The organism is Huintestinicola butyrica, from assembly GCF_025567215.1.
Classification (GTDB): domain Bacteria; phylum Bacillota; class Clostridia; order Oscillospirales; family Ruminococcaceae; genus Huintestinicola; species Huintestinicola butyrica.
Genome location: NZ_JAOQKB010000011.1, coordinates 1 through 16,460 on the forward strand (window position 1 = coordinate 1; position 16,460 = coordinate 16,460).

The window sequence follows — 16,460 nt, forward strand, 5'->3', positions numbered from 1 at the left end:
GCATGGACGTGCACACAAAGCAGATTTCCCATTGTATATGTTACTATATGCCGCTTTCGTCCTTTTGTTTTTTTCCTCCGTCATATCCTCGGTTTTCATTTGATGATACTGTTTTAGCACTTTGTGAATCGATCAAAGCATAGCTTGGAGCTTCTTTTCTACCTTTTGCCAAACGAACTTTTTTGACCGGTGCTTTCTGTATTTTATCCCATATTCCATTCAGACAAGCTCTTCTATAGAAGCTATATACGGTCTTCCACTTAGGAAAATCTTTTGGCAGGTTTCTCCATTGACACCCTGTTTTCACCAAGTAAAATACCGCATTTATCTGTTCTTGCTTTTCTTCCAAGTTCCTGTATTTTGCTTCCTGTAATATTGGTTTTATTATTTCCCATTGACTTTCCGTCATATCACTTGTATATCTCATTGTTCTTTTATTTTACCACATTTATCTTGTGAAGACAAATTCTGATAAAATTTGCCTATATCGCCAAAAAGCTCTTGATAATCACGGCTGAATATGTTAATATATTTTAAAGTTCATCGGCACAAAAAGGAGGACGCTTATATGCTTGAAAACGCATTAACAAACACCACTGATAATTCCGACCTTAAAGAAAAGACCGTTCAGCTCAGGCAGACGCTTGCGGAGCTTCAGCTGAAAATCCGAGAAAACAAGCTCCCAGTCATCATTATTTTTGAAGGCTGGAGCGCATCGGGAAAGGGAAGTCTGATAGGCGACCTTATAAAACATCTTGACCCCAGATTTTTCAAGGTCTATTCCACCCTGCCTGCTGACAGCGCTCAGATGCGCTATCCTATAATGAAACGCTTCTGGGCAAATATCCCCGAATACGGCAAAATGGCAGTCATGGACAGAAGCTGGTATCAGGAGCTTGCAGTCGCATGTATGGAAGAGGATATCTCCGATAAGGAATACGCCCGCAGAGTAAAGACCGTCAACGAATTTGAACGTCAGCTGAGAAATGACGGTTATCTTATCATAAAATTCTTCCTGCAGATCAGCAAGGAGGATCAGAAGCGCCGCTTTGACAAGCTTCGTGAAAGCAGCGAGACCAAGTGGAGAGTGACCGAGCGGGATAAAAAGCGTCACAAGCTTTATGACGAATATTATAAGGCATTTGACGATATGCTCACCCGGACCGATACCCCGCAGGCTCACTGGACTGTTATCGACACAACCGATAAGACTTTCGCCAAATATCAGATGTTCAGTACCGTTACCAACCGTATAACAAGTGCCCTTGATTCTCCAAAGGTAACTTTTACCTCCGATAAGCAATACAAGTTGCTGCCAATGCCAAAGCTTTCCGATATTTCACTTGAAAACAAAACGCTTTCGGACGAAGCTTATGCCGAACAGCTGAAGAAATGCCAGAAAGAGCTTTCCAAGCTCCACAGCAGGCTATATCAGGCAAAAATACCCATGATAATCGCATTTGAGGGCTGGGACGCTGCGGGAAAGGGCGGAGCTATCAAGCGCCTCTCATCTGCCCTTGACCCAAGAGGCTATGAGGCGATACCCATTGCCGCTCCCGATAAAACAGAGCTTGCTCACCATTACCTGTGGCGCTTCTGGAACAATATTCCCAAGACAGGCCACATTGCCATTTTCGACCGCACCTGGTACGGAAGAGTTATGGTGGAAAAGCTCGAGGGCTTTACTCCCGCCGAACGCTGCGCTCAGGCTTACGATGAAATAAACGGATTTGAAAAGGAGCTTTCCGACAGCGGCTTTATAATCGTAAAATTCTGGATCCAGATAGATAAGGACGAACAGCTCAGGCGCTTTACAGAACGTCAGAACACCCCTGCTAAGCAGTGGAAAATAACCGATGAGGACTGGCGCAACAGGGAAAAGTGGGAGCAGTATGAAGCTGCCGTCAACGAAATGCTTGCAAAGACATCTTCCGCCTATGCCCCGTGGAACGTGATAGAAGCCAATGACAAGAAATATGCCCGAATAAAGGTGCTTCAGACGGTCATTGCCGCTGTAAAATCACGCCTTAAAGATGACAAGAACTGAACGGAAGATAAGCCATGAACGGAATATATGTAATGGATCAAATGAAAGATATTGAAGGCATTGACATACTCCTGAGCAAGCTGCCCGAAAGCTGCTATCGCTGGGACACTTTCAATTTCATTGACGAATTTAAATATCAGACCGTATTTGATGATACCGACAAATACGACTATATCAATAATATTGAAATGGTTATTCGGGACGAGCAAAAGAAATACTGGCTGAAAATGCTGTTAACAGATGTAAGCGGTCGGATAAGCTTTGATACCCTCAACGGCTTTTTTCACGGGCTTGTTATTGATGACTATGGTCCGGGTCAGGAGCGCCGCTACAAGTTCAGCTGCTGTGAAATGGATATTGACCTGTATTTTTACTGCGCAAAGATATCTGTGGAATTACTTTACCCATAACAACTGCCAAACACCGTTTTTCCCCACATAAAGTATGCTATAATATTACCTAAAGCTATGTAATATGAAAGGAAGCCACGCAATGAATATTGCCGCATACTGCCGTGTATCCACCGATAAATCAGACCAGCTCAACAGCCTTGAGACCCAGAAAAAGTTCTTTGCCGAATTTGCGGAAAAGAACGGTCACAATATGGTACGGCTGTATGCCGACGAGGGCATATCGGGCACAAAAATAAAGAACCGCAGAGAATTTCTCAGGCTCATGCAGGACGCAAGGCAAAGGCAGTTTGAAATGGTAGTGGTAAAGGACATCTCACGCTTTGCCCGCAACACCGTGGATTTCCTGCAAAGCATACGCACCCTTAAAGAACTTGATATCGAGACCGTGTTCCTAACATCAAATCAGAAAGTGCTGGGCAATTCAGAATTTGTGCTTACCATTTTTGCGGCGCTTGCGCAGGAGGAGTCCGCAAACACCTCCAAGCGTGTAAAATTCGGCAAGTGGGTCAATGCGCAAAAGGGACGTGTTCCAAACATCGTTTTCGGCTATGACAAAATAGCGGGGAACTATTTCAATATGGATATCAATCCGCATGAAGCCGCTGTAATACATGATATTTACGATATGTACCTCAGCAAAGGAATAGGAGCGCTTAAAATCGCAAACGCCCTTAATGAAAAAGGAATAAGAACAAAACGCAGCAGCAAATGGACTCAGAACGCTGTGTGCAGGATACTCACCAACCCCATATACACAGGCAGAATAGTCAACGGCAAAGAGGAGGTCAAGGACTTCCTGACAGGGGAGCGCATTGCAAAAAGCGAGGACAACTGGATAATCGTCTCCCGCCCCGAACTGCGGATCATCTCAGATGAGGATTTCCGACAGGCAGGGGAGCTGCTAAAAAAGCGCCATGCCGCCTTTAACATGACCCATGAGCGGCAAAGCAGCAAACACCTTTACAGCACACTTATCCGATGCAGTGAATGCGGATATTCTTTCAGGCGCTCTGTTTACCGTGGCAGCGTCCGATGGATATGCAGCGGACGAAACTCCAACGGCACAGGCAGCTGCCCCAACCGCACAATTATAAACGAAGCCGACCTTACCCATGACCTGCAGGCATACTTTTCCCAGATAATCGCAAACAGAGAAGAATTCACACGCACTGTTATCGCACGATTCAATGAGATATGCGGCAAAAGTGACAGCAGTGCCGAAAAAATCTCCGAGCTTAAATCAAGGCTGAGAAAGCTTGAAAAAAAGCGTGAAAGGTATATGGATATGTACGTTGACGAGCTTATTTCCCGTGATGAGCTGAATACAAAGGCAAAGGATATAAACGAGGAAGCGGAAAATATCCGCAGCGAGCTTCAGCTCATTGACGGCAGAGCGGCAAAAGGGGACAGCCTTCAAAAAGAACTCGAAAATATGTTCTCCTCTGCGAAAGCAATAACTACATTTGAGAAAATGACCAACACCCAACTCAGGCAGATCATCAGCAAGATCACTGTGGATAAAAGCGGAAAAATAGACGTTTATTTTGATCTTTTGGACGAGCTGAAAATAGGCAGCGATTTTCGCTTTTGTTACGACCGTACACAAAGACCTGACAGAAAAGCTGCCGAAAATAAGTCCGTCAATGTTTCCCGCAGTGAAAGAGATACTTGAAACAAACAAACGTGAGCGCCATATCCGTGGCGGACTTGCAACCAAGCACAAATACGAAGAACAGCACAAAACAGACCTGCACAAATAAAAGAGATCCTCTGACTGATATCCGGCCAGAGGATCTTTTCACTTATTCTCTTCTGTTTTCTTTTCAAGTCCCTGTGCGTCCTCATATCTTGCAAATATCTGCTTTTCTACGCCTATCTCACCCTCGAGAGTATAGGTAACGGAAAAGGTCACAACGCCGTTCGATACGCTTTTTTCAATATCCCGCTGAACTATCTCGGAATTTCCTGTGATAAAGTTTTTCTCGTACCTGTCTATCCTCTCGCCAATAAGCTGTTCGGCTTCCTCCTCGGTTCGGGTGACAGTCACTTTTTCCAGCAAATGATAGTGCATATCCACCCTTGAAACGGGAAAGGTTATTTTTCCAAGTGTCAGGGGAGTTTCGTCCTCATTGTACTCATATTCGCCGTCAACACTGCCCTCGGAGGAATAAACAAAGCGCTTCCCGAAAATAGATATGGCTTTCTTTTCTGCCGTGCCCGCTCCCACATATTCCTCACATTCAAGCGGCTTGGAAAAGGTCATTTTCTCGGTGTATATCCCTGTTACCTCCCCGATAGAATGGACATAAAAGCTTCTGCCGTATTTTGTATCTACCACTCCGCTTACAATGATATCACCCTTTTTTACACCATCGCCCACCATCGGCACCAGCATTCCGCTGTAAAGGCGGACATTTTTTATCTGTGCGTCCCTTGATGCCACAATATTGCATGGAGTGTTCTTGCTCTGCATTTTGGGCGGCTCGGTAAGCTCGGATATCTCCACCACGACCCTGCTTCCCGTGTGACGAATACCTATCCAGCCCACGTCCTTGTCCATTCCTTTTATGCGCCTTTCCGCCTGGCGAAGGTCAATGTCGGATATTCTGCTGCCTATGCTTATGCCCGTATCTTCAAGCAGCGATATTATCCTGCTGTCGGAGATAGTCTCGTTTCCGCCTATCTCTATCATCATCACCCTATCATTCAGGAACGCTATTATCCCCACAGACAGCATAAAGCCTATCACAAGACCGTAGCGCTTTTTATATTTTTTCAGGACCACCGCCGCACCATGCTCACTGCTTTGGGTCACATCGAGCCTGTACGCCTCTGCAAGACTGCAAAGGCGCTTCATATCCTTGGTGCGGACATATCCGCTGATAACATTTTTACGTATCTCCAGCCCGAAGAACTGCACGGGACTGCATCGCAGGGCATTTACGAACTTGTTGTAATCGCCGCTGTCGGAGGATATCTCGAAATATGTGCGGCTTCTTATTTCATACAGATTCATTTTACTCCACCTCGTCCTCATTGCCGTGGAGCTCAATGGAAGCTATCCTGCCACGGACGGATATGCCGTCTGTATTATAGTCGGAAAGCCGCAGATTTGTGCCCCATATCTCTACCACCAGCCCCGACGATGCCTTTACTTTAAGATAAATATCGTTATATTCCATTATCCGCCTGCAGTTTTCTATCTCCAGATAAGAATTGCCGCATACGGTTATCTGCGTGTTGAATGGCTTCAGATCCATATGTATTACCGTTCCTTTCAGATAAAAGATTATCGGAATATTATCCGCCGCTTCATATTATATATATTGATGGACGGGCTTTCATATGCCCGAAACGGGAGGATAACATGAAAGAAACACATCTGAAAGGCCGCTTGCAGGCGATCGCCCTAACAGCCTGCGCAGCCGCAATGATATGGGCGTGCCGTGAAACAGCTGCCGAGGCAAAGACTGCCGCAGGGCTGTGCCTTACGGTAATGATACCGTCACTTTACGCATTCACCGTTCTGTCAAAGCTGATGATATCCACAAACACATATAAGCTCATCGGCAGACCCTTTTCATGGATATCACGATATATACTGCGAATGCCCGCTGAGTTTTTCCCAATCTTCCTCATAAGCCAGTTCGCAGGCTATCCCATAGGCGCTTCGCTTATAAGCCAGATGGAGACAGAGGGGAAGATAACCCCAAAACAGGCGGAAGAAATGCTCTGTTTCTGCATCGCTCCGGGGCCTGCATATATCTCCGCCGTGGCTGTTGCCGTTGCTCCCGATATTGCAGGCATGAGCGGATATATTTTTCTTGCCGTGGCAGGGGCAAATCTGCTGGGAGTTCTGTTAACCTCCTTTACCCGAAAGATACCTCCACGGTCGGAAGAAAAGGCAGAGGTCACATTCTCGGCAAGCCTGTTCACCGAATCTGTAAGAGCGGGAGCGGAAAGCATGGCAATAATATGCGGCATGATAATCTTTATGGCGGCGGTAATGGGAATACTGGGCAAGGCGGGAGCATTCGGAGCAGTCTCCGCTCTGCTTTCACGGGCAATAAAATATCCGCCTGCACAGATATATCCCTTTGTGCGGTCATTCCTTGAAATAAGCAATCTTACAAGGATATTCGGCGATGTTACAGTAACTATCCCCATGGCAGCGGCAATGCTCAGCTTCGGAGGCATTTGTGTTCATTTACAGATAATGTCCGTTTGCAGGGGATTTTCGCCTATGAAAGCACTCCTGTGCAGAATACCATGCTCCGCCGCAGCTTTTCTGATATGCAGGCTGATAATGCCCGATTATTTTCCCACAGAAGCAGTGGCTGTAAACGCTTCCATCAGCAGAGAAGCTGTCATTATTAGTCATAATCAACCAATACTTTCTATATTTTTGTTGATTATGACGATTTTAATAATCTCACAAAAAACTATAGTCAAAAACAAAAAAATGTGATATAATGAATAATGATAAACAGCGGCATTACATAAAACATCATTGCCGCAGGATAATCCATCCACAGGAAAGGAATGTTCATATGGCAAAGAAGAAATACTTCGGCAACGATATTCAGCCCCAATGTCAGTATTGCGCATTCGGCACAAGAGCAAAGGACGGCGGAAAGGTTTTATGTGAAAAAAGAGGCCTCGTAAACGGGGACGCTTCCTGTCCCAAGTTTGCTTATTCACCTCTTAAAAGAATTCCTGTAAAACAGCTGCATATTCCCGGAAATTTTGATGATGAATAATTAAGCAGGCTGCCGATGACCTCGGCAGCCTGAATTTTTACAGGAGTGTTCTATGGATCTACAGGAAATTATGCTCAATGCTCAGGAAAATGAGGACGATATTGAAAAGCAGTCCTTTTCCGATGATATGGTGTGCGGGATAAAGCTTTACGGAATTGATATCGAGGAATCGGATTTCAACAGCTGCCGTTTCAGAGAATGTGAGTTTGAAAAGGTCTATTTCAAAAATGTAAGCTTCAAGGGCTGCGACCTTTCCAATATACATATGTATGACTGCACCTTTAAGCAGTGCAGCTTTGATAAATGCCGAATCACAGGCAGCTCATTTTCCGAAAGCCTGCTGGAAAGCTGTGTTTTTTCCGACTGCACAGGGCCTTACTCATCTTTCGGAGCCTGCACATTCAAAAAATCCTCACTAAAGGACTGTACTCTCAACGAAAGCTCCTTTGCCGATGCAAAGCTCAGGGGCACTGCTTTGAAAAACAATATTTTCAGCGGCTGCGACTTCGGGGGAGCTGACATAGGCGGCTGTGATTTCTCAAACAGCAGCATAAGCGGTGCAAGATTTTCGCTGTCTGCCCTTAAAGATGTAAAGGTAAATTACGAGCAGGCGATAGAGCTTGCAAAGCTTCTGGGATTGAAAATCGTCTGACACAGCAAAAGAAAAGAGCTTTCCGTTTTTTGTTTCGGAAAGCTCTTATTTTTATTGCTTTTTCAAGTCCACACAGGCAACTATCATTTCACCGTTTTTATCGTAGAATTTCGAGGAAATGGTCTTACAGCTCTTACCTGTTGCATTGGATATGTACCAGCCCGAAATAAACGGGTCTTCGATCTGCTCCTTTATGGCATAGAAATAATTCTTGATATCATGATTCACGCCGACTATTGCAGGGTGATAACCCTCCAGTATCTCAACTCCGGGGGACATTACTGTGTCGGTTATCTGGAAGCCCTTTTTATTGATAAGGAACGCACATTCTATTTCGGTATGCTCGTTGACGTAATTTCTGAGCTCTGCGTTATAATCGTCCGTTGTCATGCAGGAAAGACGGTTCACAAGATTGTAGATGATGCGCTTGTAGCTCTCGATCTTCATATTGACAATAGTGGGGTTTTTCTTGGTAGAGATGTTAAGCTTCTGGGCTGCGTCCTCTATTTTCATTCTTGCTTCGTTGGTGAAAAGATAGTTGAACTGCTCAGGCTTCTGGAAATAAAAGCCCTGAAAATAATCCACGCCCATTATCATGCAGGTGATGACCTCATCTACAGTCTCAACACCCTCGGCAACGGTCATTGCGCCTATCTGCTTTGCGGTGTTGATGATGGAGCGGAAGACCTCCTGATTATATTTGCTTGAATCTATCTGGGAGACAATCGCCCTGTCTATCTTGATGATATCGGGATTTATGAGCATTATGCGGTTAAGGGTGTCAAGCCCTGCACTCACATTGTCAAGTGCAATAAGAAAGCCTTTTGAACGGTAAAAATCCACGAACATCATCAGGTTGTAGGAGTCCTTTACCTGTGATTCGTTAAGCTCGATAACGATATTCTGGGGAGAAATATTGTTTTCCGCAGCCGTTTTCATTATCTCGCCCGTGCCTGAGGTTATGCCGTTGAGAACAGATGTCTCGAAATTGATGAACAGCGACGGAGCTGATGTCTCGGCTGAAAAAGCCTTCATCGCCTTTTCACGGCATATTCTGTCAAGCTTTAATGCGGTGCCGTCCTTTTTGGCATAATCGAACAGGAAAAACGGCGAAACTATCTCGCCGTTGTAAACACCTCTTGAAAGAGCTTCAAGGCCGATAAACTTTCTTGTGTTAAGGGAATATATCGGCTGGAACTCCACTATTATATCTTTTTTATCTATAATCTCACGAACGATCTCCGGTGTGACTTTCACGGCAGATCCTCCAATCTAAATTAAGTTCAGGTCATTTTCTTATCGGTCAGAAGCTCGGTAACGGTCTTGTTATCAGGCTCAAGCTTTGCGCAGATCTTGTTGTACTGCCTGTAAAGCTGCTGGGTGCTGTTTTCAATGAAAAAATAATATATAAGGTAACTGAAATCAAGTATAAGAAGCAGTGCATTTACGACCATAAACGCAGTGAGCTGCGAAAGGAAAAATACGCACATCCCTATAAACAACAGGATACAGCACATTATCGTCACCATAAGGTGGATAAGGCGCTCGTGCTGGATAAACTCTATCTGTACAAGATGTTCTCTTTTCAGTGCCGCAAAGTCGGTGTTTTCGTCCTCGAGGGCTTTATCTACCGATCTCATGTAGGTTTTTATGTAACTGCCCATAATATGACCTTCCTTCATTTTTATCCGACAAAGGCGCTCTGAACGGGCGCATATTTTCGATTAAGTTCATTATAACATACTTACCCGAAAATTTCAAGAAATTTTCGTAAAAATCTCATATAATTTCAGAGCATTCTATTGCAAAGAAATGTAAAGTGTGTTATACTGAAACCTGTCATTCGGACAACAAAATATATACATAAAACGCAAGTGGAAAGGATAGGTCACAACAATGAACAAGCTCATCACAGCCATACACGGCTTTTGTATGTCCCTTGCCGACAGCGTTCCCGGAGTTTCGGGCGGCACGGTGGCATTTCTTATGGGATTTTACGACAATTTCATAAATGCTCTCGGCAACCTGATAACAGGCTCATGGGAGGAACGCAAGAAAGCCTTTTTCTATCTGATAAATCTGGGAATAGGCTGGATAATCGGCTTCCTTATGGCGGTGGTTATGCTGTCAAGCCTGTTTGAGAGCCATATTTACACCGTATCATCTCTGTTCATCGGCTTCATAATCTTTGCCATACCTCTTGTAATAATGGAAGAAAAGCAATGCCTGAAGGACAGGGCTTGTATGTCATTCTTCCTGCTTATAGGCATAGCAATAGTTGCAGCTATAACCCACTTTAACCCCGTAGGCGGCACCGACAACAGTCTTAACCTCGATAACCCCGGCCTGCTGATGTACCTCTACATATTTATTGCAGGCGCTATCGCAATATGCGCAATGATCCTCCCGGGAATTTCAGGCTCCACGCTGATGCTCATTTTCGGTCTGTATGTTCCCATAATCACAGGAATAAAAGACCTGCTTCATCTGGATTTCCATGCACTCCCTCTTCTTATTGCTTTCGGTCTGGGAATCATCACAGGCGTTATCTCAATAATCAAGATAATCCAGCGTGCCCTTGAAAAGCACAGGGGAGCAACGGTTTACCTTATAATCGGTCTGATGATAGGTTCCATATACGCAGTTATTATGGGTCCCGCAACTCTTGATGACCCTCAGCCTCCCATGACCTTCGGTACATTCCGCATCATACCGTTCCTTATCGGCGGAGTTATTATTTTCGGAATGCAGGCTATGAAGCGCTTTTCCGAGAAAAAGGCAGCTGCTTCCGCCGCTACCGAAGAGAACGGCGGCAATACCGCCGAATAAAACAGAATAGGACAAATCTCACCTTGAATATATTATTTTAAATAATATATCCGAGGTGATTTTTTATGTTCGGCGGACTGATATCATGGCTTATGGAAAATATGCTGTACTTTGCACTGCATATGGAAAGCGGCACGGTATTTCCAAAGCCGTTGTCTGCACAGCAGGAGGCGGAGGCGTTCCGCCGCATGGCAGAGGGGGACACTTCCGCCCGCTCTGAGCTTATCGTGCATAATCTCAGGCTTGTGGCTCATGTGGTGAAGAAATATTACACGTCCAACGCAGATACGGAAGAGCTTATCTCCATCGGCACTGTAGGACTTATAAAAGCGGTATCCACCTTCAACAATTCCAAATCCACCAGGTTTGCCACATATGCAGCTAAGTGCATCGACAATGAGATACTGATGTACTTTAGAAGTGCCAAGAAAAGTGCACGTGACGTTTACCTTGATGAGCCTGTTGACGTTGACAAGGACGGCAACAGCATGAGCCTGATGGACATTATCGCCGAGGACGACAACATGGTTGACAGGATAGACACCATGATAAAATCCCGCCAGCTGTACGGCTTTGTGGAAAACAGCCTTGACGACAGGGAGCGGGAGATAATCCTTTACAGATATGGCCTTTACGGCAAAAAGCCCCTTACTCAGCGGGAAGTGGCGGAAAAGCTGGATATATCCCGCTCATATGTTTCGAGGATTGAAAAAAAAGCTCTTGAAAAGCTGAAAAATGAGTACGAAAAGTAGCTTACGAAAATTTTTTCGATACCGATTGAAATAAGCCTAAAAATGTGGTATAGTTTATATTAACTTATACCATAATGGGGAGGAAAAATTATGCCGAGAATAAAGCACATAAATGCAGATATTCTTTCCGATGAGGAGCTTACTGCCGTATCGGATATGCTGGACAGTGCTGAAAAGAAAATGAACGAAAAGCTTATGGAAGAGATAGACCGCCGCAGATCGGGCATGGTAAAAAACAGCTCAGGGCTGTGGGTACCTGTTGATGCTGATAACCCCCGAAGCTGATATCATAGCTTATAGCTTATATTCTTATCGCAGACCGCTTACCTTGCCGTGGCGGTCAGCATTTTTCGTTATCTTGCAGATAGTCAGATTAAACAAATTTCATCGGATACAATAGGTATTTATCACAATGAACTGCGGAAAAATATTTTCAAAAAAACTTGCAACATATAACGGTTTATGTTATAATTAAAAGAAGTGATTTGCTGTGAAGGAAGTGTACTGTTGAAAATACTGGGAATAGACCCCGGCTATGCTATCGTGGGCTATGGGATACTGAATTATGACGGCTACAAGTTCAGACCGTTGGGCTATGGCGCTATCACTACGGAAGCAGGCACGGATTTCACACTGAGGCTCATGGATATCTATCACGATATGGAAACAGTGCTTGACACCTTCAAGCCCGATGCCATGAGTATCGAAAAGCTTTTCTTCAACACGAACCAGAAAACGGGCATTGATGTTGCTCAGGCAAGAGGCGTTATCATACTCGCTGCTGCCGAAAGAGGCGTGCCTGTGTTTGAGTACACGCCTCTGCAGGTAAAACAGTCTGTTGTAGGCTACGGCAGGGCTGAAAAGAAGCAGGTCATGGAGATGACACGCTCGATCCTCGGGCTGGCTTCCGTACCTAAGCCCGATGATACTGCCGACGCATTGGCTCTGGCAATATGCCACGGTCACTGCTCATCGGCTATAAAGTTCAACTGATACAATAAGGATTGATAATATGATATACAGCGTAAGAGGAACTCTCGTTCACAAGGAAGCAGGTCTTGCGGTAATAGAATGCGGCGGTGTTGGCTACGGCTGCCGAACCACCTATAACACCCTTGCACGTATGGGAGATATAGGCAGCGAGGAAACCCTTTATACCTATCTCCATGTCCGTGAGGACGACATTGAGCTTTTCGGCTTTCATGACAGGCAGGAGCTTGGCTGTTTCAAGCTGCTGCTGGGAGTTTCGGGCGTTGGCCCCAAGGTATCGCTCAGTATCCTTTCGGATATTGACCCAAATAACTTTGCTCTTGCGGTGGCAACAGGCAATCACAAGCTTCTTACAAAGGCTAAGGGCGTTGGCCCCAAAATGGCTCAGAGAATAGTTCTGGAGCTTAAAGACAAGATATCTAAGGAACAGATGAGCTTTGCGGAAAGCTCCGCTCCCGCAGCCGTGAACAGAGTGCTAATCTCGGGCGGAGCAGCAGGGGAGGCTCTGGACGCTCTGCTGGTACTGGGCTACTCTCAGGCAGAGGCGGAAAGCGCCGTTTCAAAGCTTGATCCCGCTCTCTCTGCGGAGGAGTTGATCCGTCAGGCACTGAAGAGCCTTGCAAAATTCTGATAAAAGGTAAGCCGAAAGGAATGATTGAAACTTGCTGGAACAAAGCGATATTGATTTTGAAGAGCGAATGGTCTCTCCAGAGGCGATGCCTTCCGACGAGGACGACGTTGATTATTCTCTGAGGCCCAAAACTCTTAACGAATATATAGGTCAGGAAAAGGTAAAGGAAAATCTTGCGGTATATATCAAGGCTGCAAAGCAGAGAAACGAGCCTCTTGACCATGTGCTTCTCTACGGCCCTCCGGGTCTTGGAAAAACCACACTTTCTGCCATAATCGCCCACGAAATGGGCGTAAATATCCGCATAACCTCAGGCCCTGCCATTGAAAAGCCGGGCGATCTGGCGGCACTGCTCACAAATCTCGGTGAGGGCGATGTGCTTTTCATTGATGAGATACACCGCCTTTCCCGCTCCATTGAAGAAGTACTTTACCCTGCAATGGAGGATTTTGCCCTTGATATCATCATCGGTAAAGGCCCCTCGGCACGTTCGCTTAGGGTAGATCTGCACAAGTTCACCCTTGTGGGCGCTACCACAAGAGCAGGTCAGCTCACATCACCTCTCAGAGACAGATTTGGTATAATCCAGCGTCTGGAGCTTTACTCCCATGAGCAGCTCACCGATATCGTAATGCGCTCTGCCGTAATTCTCGGCATTGCCTGTGATAAGGACGGCGCTCTTGAGATAGCAAAGCGCTCCAGAGGAACGCCACGTATCGCAAACCGACTGCTAAAGCGTGTCCGTGACTTTGCGGAAGTGATCGGCGGCGGAAAGATAAACGGCGAAATCGCTGCCATCGCCCTTGACCGTATGGAAATAGATTCACTGGGACTTGATAATCTTGACAAGAGATTTCTAAATATGCTCATAAAGGGATACAGCGGAGGCCCTGCGGGACTTGAGACCCTTGCCTCGGCTATAGGTGAAGAGGCAGTTACGCTGGAAGATGTCTGCGAACCATATCTTATGCAGCTGGGCTTTATTTCAAGAACACCACGAGGAAGATGCGCAACAGCCCTTGCATACAGGCATATGGGCTACAATATTCCCGCTGAAAAAAGCGGTCAGATTTCTATGTTTGAATAAAGAGGAGAGATCATACTTTAATGGGCAGATTATTCGGCACCGACGGTGCCAGAGGTGTTGCCGTGACCGAGCTTACCTGTGAGACTGCCATGCAGATAGGCAGAGCGGCGGCATCGGTGCTCTGCAAAAAGGCAGGCCACAGGGCAAGGATACTTATCGGAAAGGACACACGCATTTCCTCCGACATTATGGAAGCTGCGCTTACGGCAGGTATCCTCTCAGTGGGAGCGGACGTTATAAGTCTGGGAGTTGTTCCTACTCCCGCAGTGGCGTTCCTTGTAAAAGCCATGCGTGCCGATGGGGGAGTGATGATATCCGCTTCGCACAACAGCATGGAATTTAACGGGATAAAGCTTTTCTCGGGCACAGGCTTCAAGCTCTCCGACGATATTGAGGAAGAAATAGAAGCACTGGTGCTCGATACTCCCGAAAAGCTCACACAGTCGCTCAGAAGCGGCAGCAATGTGGGCAGGCTCACTGTTGACAGAGAAGCGGTGACAAGCTATATCCGCCACATTCTTGCCACAGGCGAAAAGAGCTTTGAGGGAATGAGGATAGCAGTCGATTGCGCAAACGGCTCTGCCTCCGCAACTGCCGAAAAGCTGTTTACAGGGCTTGGCGCAAAGGTATATCTGCTGAGCTGCGAGCCTGACGGCACAAACATCAACGACAGCTGCGGCTCTACTCATCTGGAGCAGCTTTCAAACTTTGTAAAGGCAAACAGCTGTGATCTGGGCATTGCGTTTGACGGCGATGCGGACAGGTGCCTTGCTGTTGATGAGAACGGTACTGTTGTTGACGGCGACAAGCTCATTGCCATTTTTGCAAAGGATATGAGCGAGCGTGGCAGACTGCCTGACAATGCTGCCGTGGTCACTGTTATGACAAACATTGGCTTCAGCTTCTTTGCCAAGGAAAACGGCATAAAGATGATAACCACCAAAGTGGGCGACAGATACATACTGGAACAGATGCTTGCAGGGGGATATTCCCTTGGCGGCGAGCAGTCGGGCCACATTATTTTCCGTGACTTTGCCTCCACTGGCGACGGTCAGCTTACGGCGATACAGCTGCTTTCGGTCATGAAGCGCAGCGGCAAAAAACTTTCCGAGCTTGCGGAGCTTATGGAGAGATATCCTCAGGTAATGATAAACGTGAAGATATCCCCCAGATGGAAGGAAGCATGGAAAAACATTCCCGAGATAGAGGAAATTATCGAAAATAAAGAGAAAGAGCTGGACGGCAGCGGCAGGATACTTGTCCGCGAAAGCGGAACAGAGCCGCTTATCAGAGTTATGATAGAGGGAAAGCTCTTTGAAACAATAAATGAAATGGCAGTAGAGATAGCCGATGTTATCCGCAGATGCTGCCCCGAAATATGACCATGGGAGGAATTGGAATTGAGATGCGCCGACAGATGGCATGATTACCGCCTTGTTGACTGTACCTGCTCTGAAAAGCTGGAATACTGGGGAAAGGTCTCGCTTGTGCGCCCCGACCCTCAGGTCATATGGAAGACCGCAAAGAAAACACCTGTCTGGGATAAGGCTGACGGTCATTATCACCGCTCCGAAAAGGGCGGCGGTCAGTGGTCGTTCACCCGCAGGCTGCCAGAGTCATGGCAGATAGGCTATGACCTTATCACAGGTCAGAAGCTCACATTTAATATCCGCCCCACAGGCTTCAAGCATACGGGACTTTTCCCCGAGCAGGCTGTCAACTGGGACTTTATGGCAAAGATGATATCCGAAAGGATAGCGTCAGGCAGGGAAGTTAATGTGCTCAACCTCTTTGCATACACAGGCGGAGCTACTCTTGCCTGCGCTGCTGCCGGCGCTTCCGTCTGCCATGTGGACGCATCAAAGGGAATGGTGCAGTGGGCAAGGGACAACGCCGCTTCATCAGCACTTTCCGACCGTCCCATACGCTGGATAGTTGATGACTGCGAAAAATTCGTTGCCCGTGAAATAAAGCGTGGCAGGCGCTATGACGCTGTTATAATGGACCCTCCCTCCTATGGCAGAGGCCCCAATCAGGAGGTCTGGAAGCTGGAGGACTGCGTTTACAATCTGGTGGATCTGTGCGTGGGCGTTCTCAGCGATGACCCGCTGTTCTTCCTGCTCAACAGCTACACTACGGGGCTTTCTCCCTCGGTAATGGCTTACATTATCGGTGAAACCGTGGGCAGCAGATACAATGGCAAAGTCAGCGCCGATGAGATAGGTCTCCCTGTGGAAACGGGAAGCTATGCGCTGCCATGCGGCTCCACCGCAATGTTCACAGCTGAAAATATTTGAAA

At 46.4% G+C, this 16,460-nt stretch carries 20 protein-coding genes; 15 read left to right on the plus strand and 5 right to left on the minus strand.

What is annotated here, in order from left to right; genetic code table 11:
* Window positions 1–43: 43 nt before the first annotated feature.
* Window positions 44–427: a transposase gene (locus tag OCV68_RS11005; protein WP_262572631.1), complete on the minus strand. Its 384-nt coding sequence runs from the start codon at window positions 425–427 to the stop codon at window positions 44–46.
* A 141-nt stretch (window positions 428–568) separates the two neighbouring features.
* On the opposite strand from OCV68_RS11005, the gene pap reads away from it, so the two are divergent.
* From pap to OCV68_RS11025, 4 genes are all read left to right on the plus strand, one after another.
* Entirely contained in the window at window positions 569–2,047 is a 1,479-nt protein-coding gene (gene pap / locus OCV68_RS11010; RefSeq protein ID WP_262572633.1) for a polyphosphate:AMP phosphotransferase, read from the plus strand.
* A gap of 32 nt (window positions 2,048–2,079) precedes the next feature.
* Window positions 2,080–2,457, plus strand: coding sequence for a hypothetical protein (locus OCV68_RS11015; RefSeq protein WP_262572635.1), 378 nt, complete (start codon window positions 2,080–2,082; stop codon window positions 2,455–2,457).
* Between the two features lie 82 nt (window positions 2,458–2,539).
* Window positions 2,540–4,132: a recombinase family protein gene (locus tag OCV68_RS11020; RefSeq protein WP_262572637.1), complete on the plus strand. Its 1,593-nt coding sequence runs from the start codon at window positions 2,540–2,542 to the stop codon at window positions 4,130–4,132.
* Complete coding sequence (locus tag OCV68_RS11025) at window positions 4,104–4,220, plus strand: sporulation transcriptional regulator SpoIIID (RefSeq protein WP_337675061.1); 117 nt, start codon at window positions 4,104–4,106, stop codon at window positions 4,218–4,220. The genes OCV68_RS11020 and OCV68_RS11025 overlap by 29 nt, the downstream gene beginning before the upstream one ends.
* 38 nt (window positions 4,221–4,258) lie before the next feature.
* On the opposite strand, the gene OCV68_RS11030 is transcribed toward OCV68_RS11025, so the two are convergent.
* Both OCV68_RS11030 and OCV68_RS11035 read right to left on the minus strand, forming a co-directional pair.
* Window positions 4,259–5,476 carry a sporulation protein YqfD gene (locus OCV68_RS11030; RefSeq protein WP_262572639.1) on the minus strand — a complete coding sequence of 406 codons (1,218 nt, stop codon included), beginning with the start codon at window positions 5,474–5,476 and terminating at the stop codon, window positions 4,259–4,261.
* 1 nt (window position 5,477) lies between these two features.
* On the minus strand, window positions 5,478–5,720 hold the full coding sequence (locus OCV68_RS11035; protein WP_022476049.1) for a YabP/YqfC family sporulation protein: 243 nt from the start codon (window positions 5,718–5,720) through the stop codon (window positions 5,478–5,480).
* 107 nt (window positions 5,721–5,827) lie between these two features.
* On the opposite strand from OCV68_RS11035, the gene OCV68_RS11040 reads away from it, so the two are divergent.
* From OCV68_RS11040 to OCV68_RS11050, 3 genes are all read left to right on the plus strand, one after another.
* On the plus strand, window positions 5,828–6,928 hold the full coding sequence (locus tag OCV68_RS11040) for a hypothetical protein (protein WP_262572642.1): 1,101 nt from the start codon (window positions 5,828–5,830) through the stop codon (window positions 6,926–6,928).
* Window positions 6,929–7,010: 82 nt separating this feature from the next.
* Window positions 7,011–7,220: a hypothetical protein gene (locus OCV68_RS11045; protein ID WP_262572643.1), complete on the plus strand. Its 210-nt coding sequence runs from the start codon at window positions 7,011–7,013 to the stop codon at window positions 7,218–7,220.
* Between the two features lie 52 nt (window positions 7,221–7,272).
* Window positions 7,273–7,872 carry a pentapeptide repeat-containing protein gene (locus OCV68_RS11050; protein WP_262572645.1) on the plus strand — a complete coding sequence of 200 codons (600 nt, stop codon included), beginning with the start codon at window positions 7,273–7,275 and terminating at the stop codon, window positions 7,870–7,872.
* 51 nt (window positions 7,873–7,923) lie between these two features.
* Here OCV68_RS11050 and OCV68_RS11055 read toward each other — a convergent pair whose 3' ends face one another.
* Both OCV68_RS11055 and OCV68_RS11060 read right to left on the minus strand, forming a co-directional pair.
* Complete coding sequence (locus OCV68_RS11055; RefSeq protein ID WP_178086026.1) at window positions 7,924–9,129, minus strand: EAL domain-containing protein; 1,206 nt, start codon at window positions 9,127–9,129, stop codon at window positions 7,924–7,926.
* A gap of 26 nt (window positions 9,130–9,155) precedes the next feature.
* Window positions 9,156–9,536 (minus strand): hypothetical protein, encoded by a 381-nt coding sequence (locus OCV68_RS11060; protein WP_262572647.1) that lies wholly within the window; start codon window positions 9,534–9,536, stop codon window positions 9,156–9,158.
* A gap of 232 nt (window positions 9,537–9,768) precedes the next feature.
* Here OCV68_RS11060 and OCV68_RS11065 point away from each other — a divergent pair, with 232 nt between their 5' ends.
* The 8 genes from OCV68_RS11065 (at window position 9,769) to OCV68_RS11100 (ending at window position 16,458) form a co-directional block, all read left to right on the plus strand.
* The gene (locus tag OCV68_RS11065; RefSeq protein ID WP_394803509.1) at window positions 9,769–10,701 is read left to right on the plus strand and encodes a DUF368 domain-containing protein; all 933 of its coding nucleotides are present in this window, start codon (window positions 9,769–9,771) and stop codon (window positions 10,699–10,701) included.
* A 65-nt stretch (window positions 10,702–10,766) separates the two neighbouring features.
* Window positions 10,767–11,453, plus strand: a complete 687-nt coding sequence (sigK, locus tag OCV68_RS11070; RefSeq protein ID WP_022476056.1) for an RNA polymerase sporulation sigma factor SigK — start codon at window positions 10,767–10,769, stop codon at window positions 11,451–11,453.
* 90 nt (window positions 11,454–11,543) lie between these two features.
* Entirely contained in the window at window positions 11,544–11,738 is a 195-nt protein-coding gene (locus OCV68_RS11075; protein ID WP_147621535.1) for a hypothetical protein, read from the plus strand.
* 222 nt (window positions 11,739–11,960) lie between these two features.
* A complete protein-coding gene (gene ruvC, locus OCV68_RS11080; protein ID WP_022476058.1) occupies window positions 11,961–12,446 on the plus strand; it encodes a crossover junction endodeoxyribonuclease RuvC in 486 nt (161 codons plus the stop codon).
* Between the two features lie 19 nt (window positions 12,447–12,465).
* Entirely contained in the window at window positions 12,466–13,074 is a 609-nt protein-coding gene (ruvA, locus tag OCV68_RS11085) for a Holliday junction branch migration protein RuvA (protein ID WP_262572651.1), read from the plus strand.
* A gap of 67 nt (window positions 13,075–13,141) precedes the next feature.
* On the plus strand, window positions 13,142–14,161 hold the full coding sequence (gene ruvB / locus OCV68_RS11090; protein WP_394803510.1) for a Holliday junction branch migration DNA helicase RuvB: 1,020 nt from the start codon (window positions 13,142–13,144) through the stop codon (window positions 14,159–14,161).
* A gap of 20 nt (window positions 14,162–14,181) precedes the next feature.
* Entirely contained in the window at window positions 14,182–15,543 is a 1,362-nt protein-coding gene (gene glmM / locus OCV68_RS11095) for a phosphoglucosamine mutase (protein WP_262572658.1), read from the plus strand.
* A gap of 18 nt (window positions 15,544–15,561) precedes the next feature.
* A complete protein-coding gene (locus OCV68_RS11100) occupies window positions 15,562–16,458 on the plus strand; it encodes a class I SAM-dependent methyltransferase (protein WP_262572660.1) in 897 nt (298 codons plus the stop codon).
* The last annotated feature ends 2 nt before the right edge of the window (window positions 16,459–16,460 follow it).

What these genes read in the sequence shown, in the direction of transcription:
- OCV68_RS11075 (WP_147621535.1), top strand. Translation starts at nt 11,544, where the DNA reads ATGCCGAGAATAAAGCACATAAATGCAGATATTCTTTCCGATGAGGAG.
- OCV68_RS11045 (WP_262572643.1), top strand. Translation starts at nt 7,011, where the DNA reads ATGGCAAAGAAGAAATACTTCGGCAACGATATTCAGCCCCAATGTCAG.
- OCV68_RS11030 (WP_262572639.1), bottom strand. Translation starts at nt 5,476, where the DNA reads ATGAATCTGTATGAAATAAGAAGCCGCACATATTTCGAGATATCCTCC.
- ruvA (WP_262572651.1), top strand. Translation starts at nt 12,466, where the DNA reads ATGATATACAGCGTAAGAGGAACTCTCGTTCACAAGGAAGCAGGTCTT.
- sigK (WP_022476056.1), top strand. Translation starts at nt 10,767, where the DNA reads ATGTTCGGCGGACTGATATCATGGCTTATGGAAAATATGCTGTACTTT.
- OCV68_RS11065 (WP_394803509.1), top strand. Translation starts at nt 9,769, where the DNA reads ATGAACAAGCTCATCACAGCCATACACGGCTTTTGTATGTCCCTTGCC.
- OCV68_RS11020 (WP_262572637.1), top strand. Translation starts at nt 2,540, where the DNA reads ATGAATATTGCCGCATACTGCCGTGTATCCACCGATAAATCAGACCAG.
- OCV68_RS11040 (WP_262572642.1), top strand. Translation starts at nt 5,828, where the DNA reads ATGAAAGAAACACATCTGAAAGGCCGCTTGCAGGCGATCGCCCTAACA.
- OCV68_RS11015 (WP_262572635.1), top strand. Translation starts at nt 2,080, where the DNA reads ATGGATCAAATGAAAGATATTGAAGGCATTGACATACTCCTGAGCAAG.
- glmM (WP_262572658.1), top strand. Translation starts at nt 14,182, where the DNA reads ATGGGCAGATTATTCGGCACCGACGGTGCCAGAGGTGTTGCCGTGACC.
- pap (WP_262572633.1), top strand. Translation starts at nt 569, where the DNA reads ATGCTTGAAAACGCATTAACAAACACCACTGATAATTCCGACCTTAAA.
- OCV68_RS11025 (WP_337675061.1), top strand. Translation starts at nt 4,104, where the DNA reads ATGTTTCCCGCAGTGAAAGAGATACTTGAAACAAACAAACGTGAGCGC.
- OCV68_RS11035 (WP_022476049.1), bottom strand. Translation starts at nt 5,720, where the DNA reads ATGGATCTGAAGCCATTCAACACGCAGATAACCGTATGCGGCAATTCT.
- OCV68_RS11005 (WP_262572631.1), bottom strand. Translation starts at nt 427, where the DNA reads ATGAGATATACAAGTGATATGACGGAAAGTCAATGGGAAATAATAAAA.
- OCV68_RS11060 (WP_262572647.1), bottom strand. Translation starts at nt 9,536, where the DNA reads ATGGGCAGTTACATAAAAACCTACATGAGATCGGTAGATAAAGCCCTC.
- ruvB (WP_394803510.1), top strand. Translation starts at nt 13,142, where the DNA reads ATGGTCTCTCCAGAGGCGATGCCTTCCGACGAGGACGACGTTGATTAT.
- OCV68_RS11050 (WP_262572645.1), top strand. Translation starts at nt 7,273, where the DNA reads ATGGATCTACAGGAAATTATGCTCAATGCTCAGGAAAATGAGGACGAT.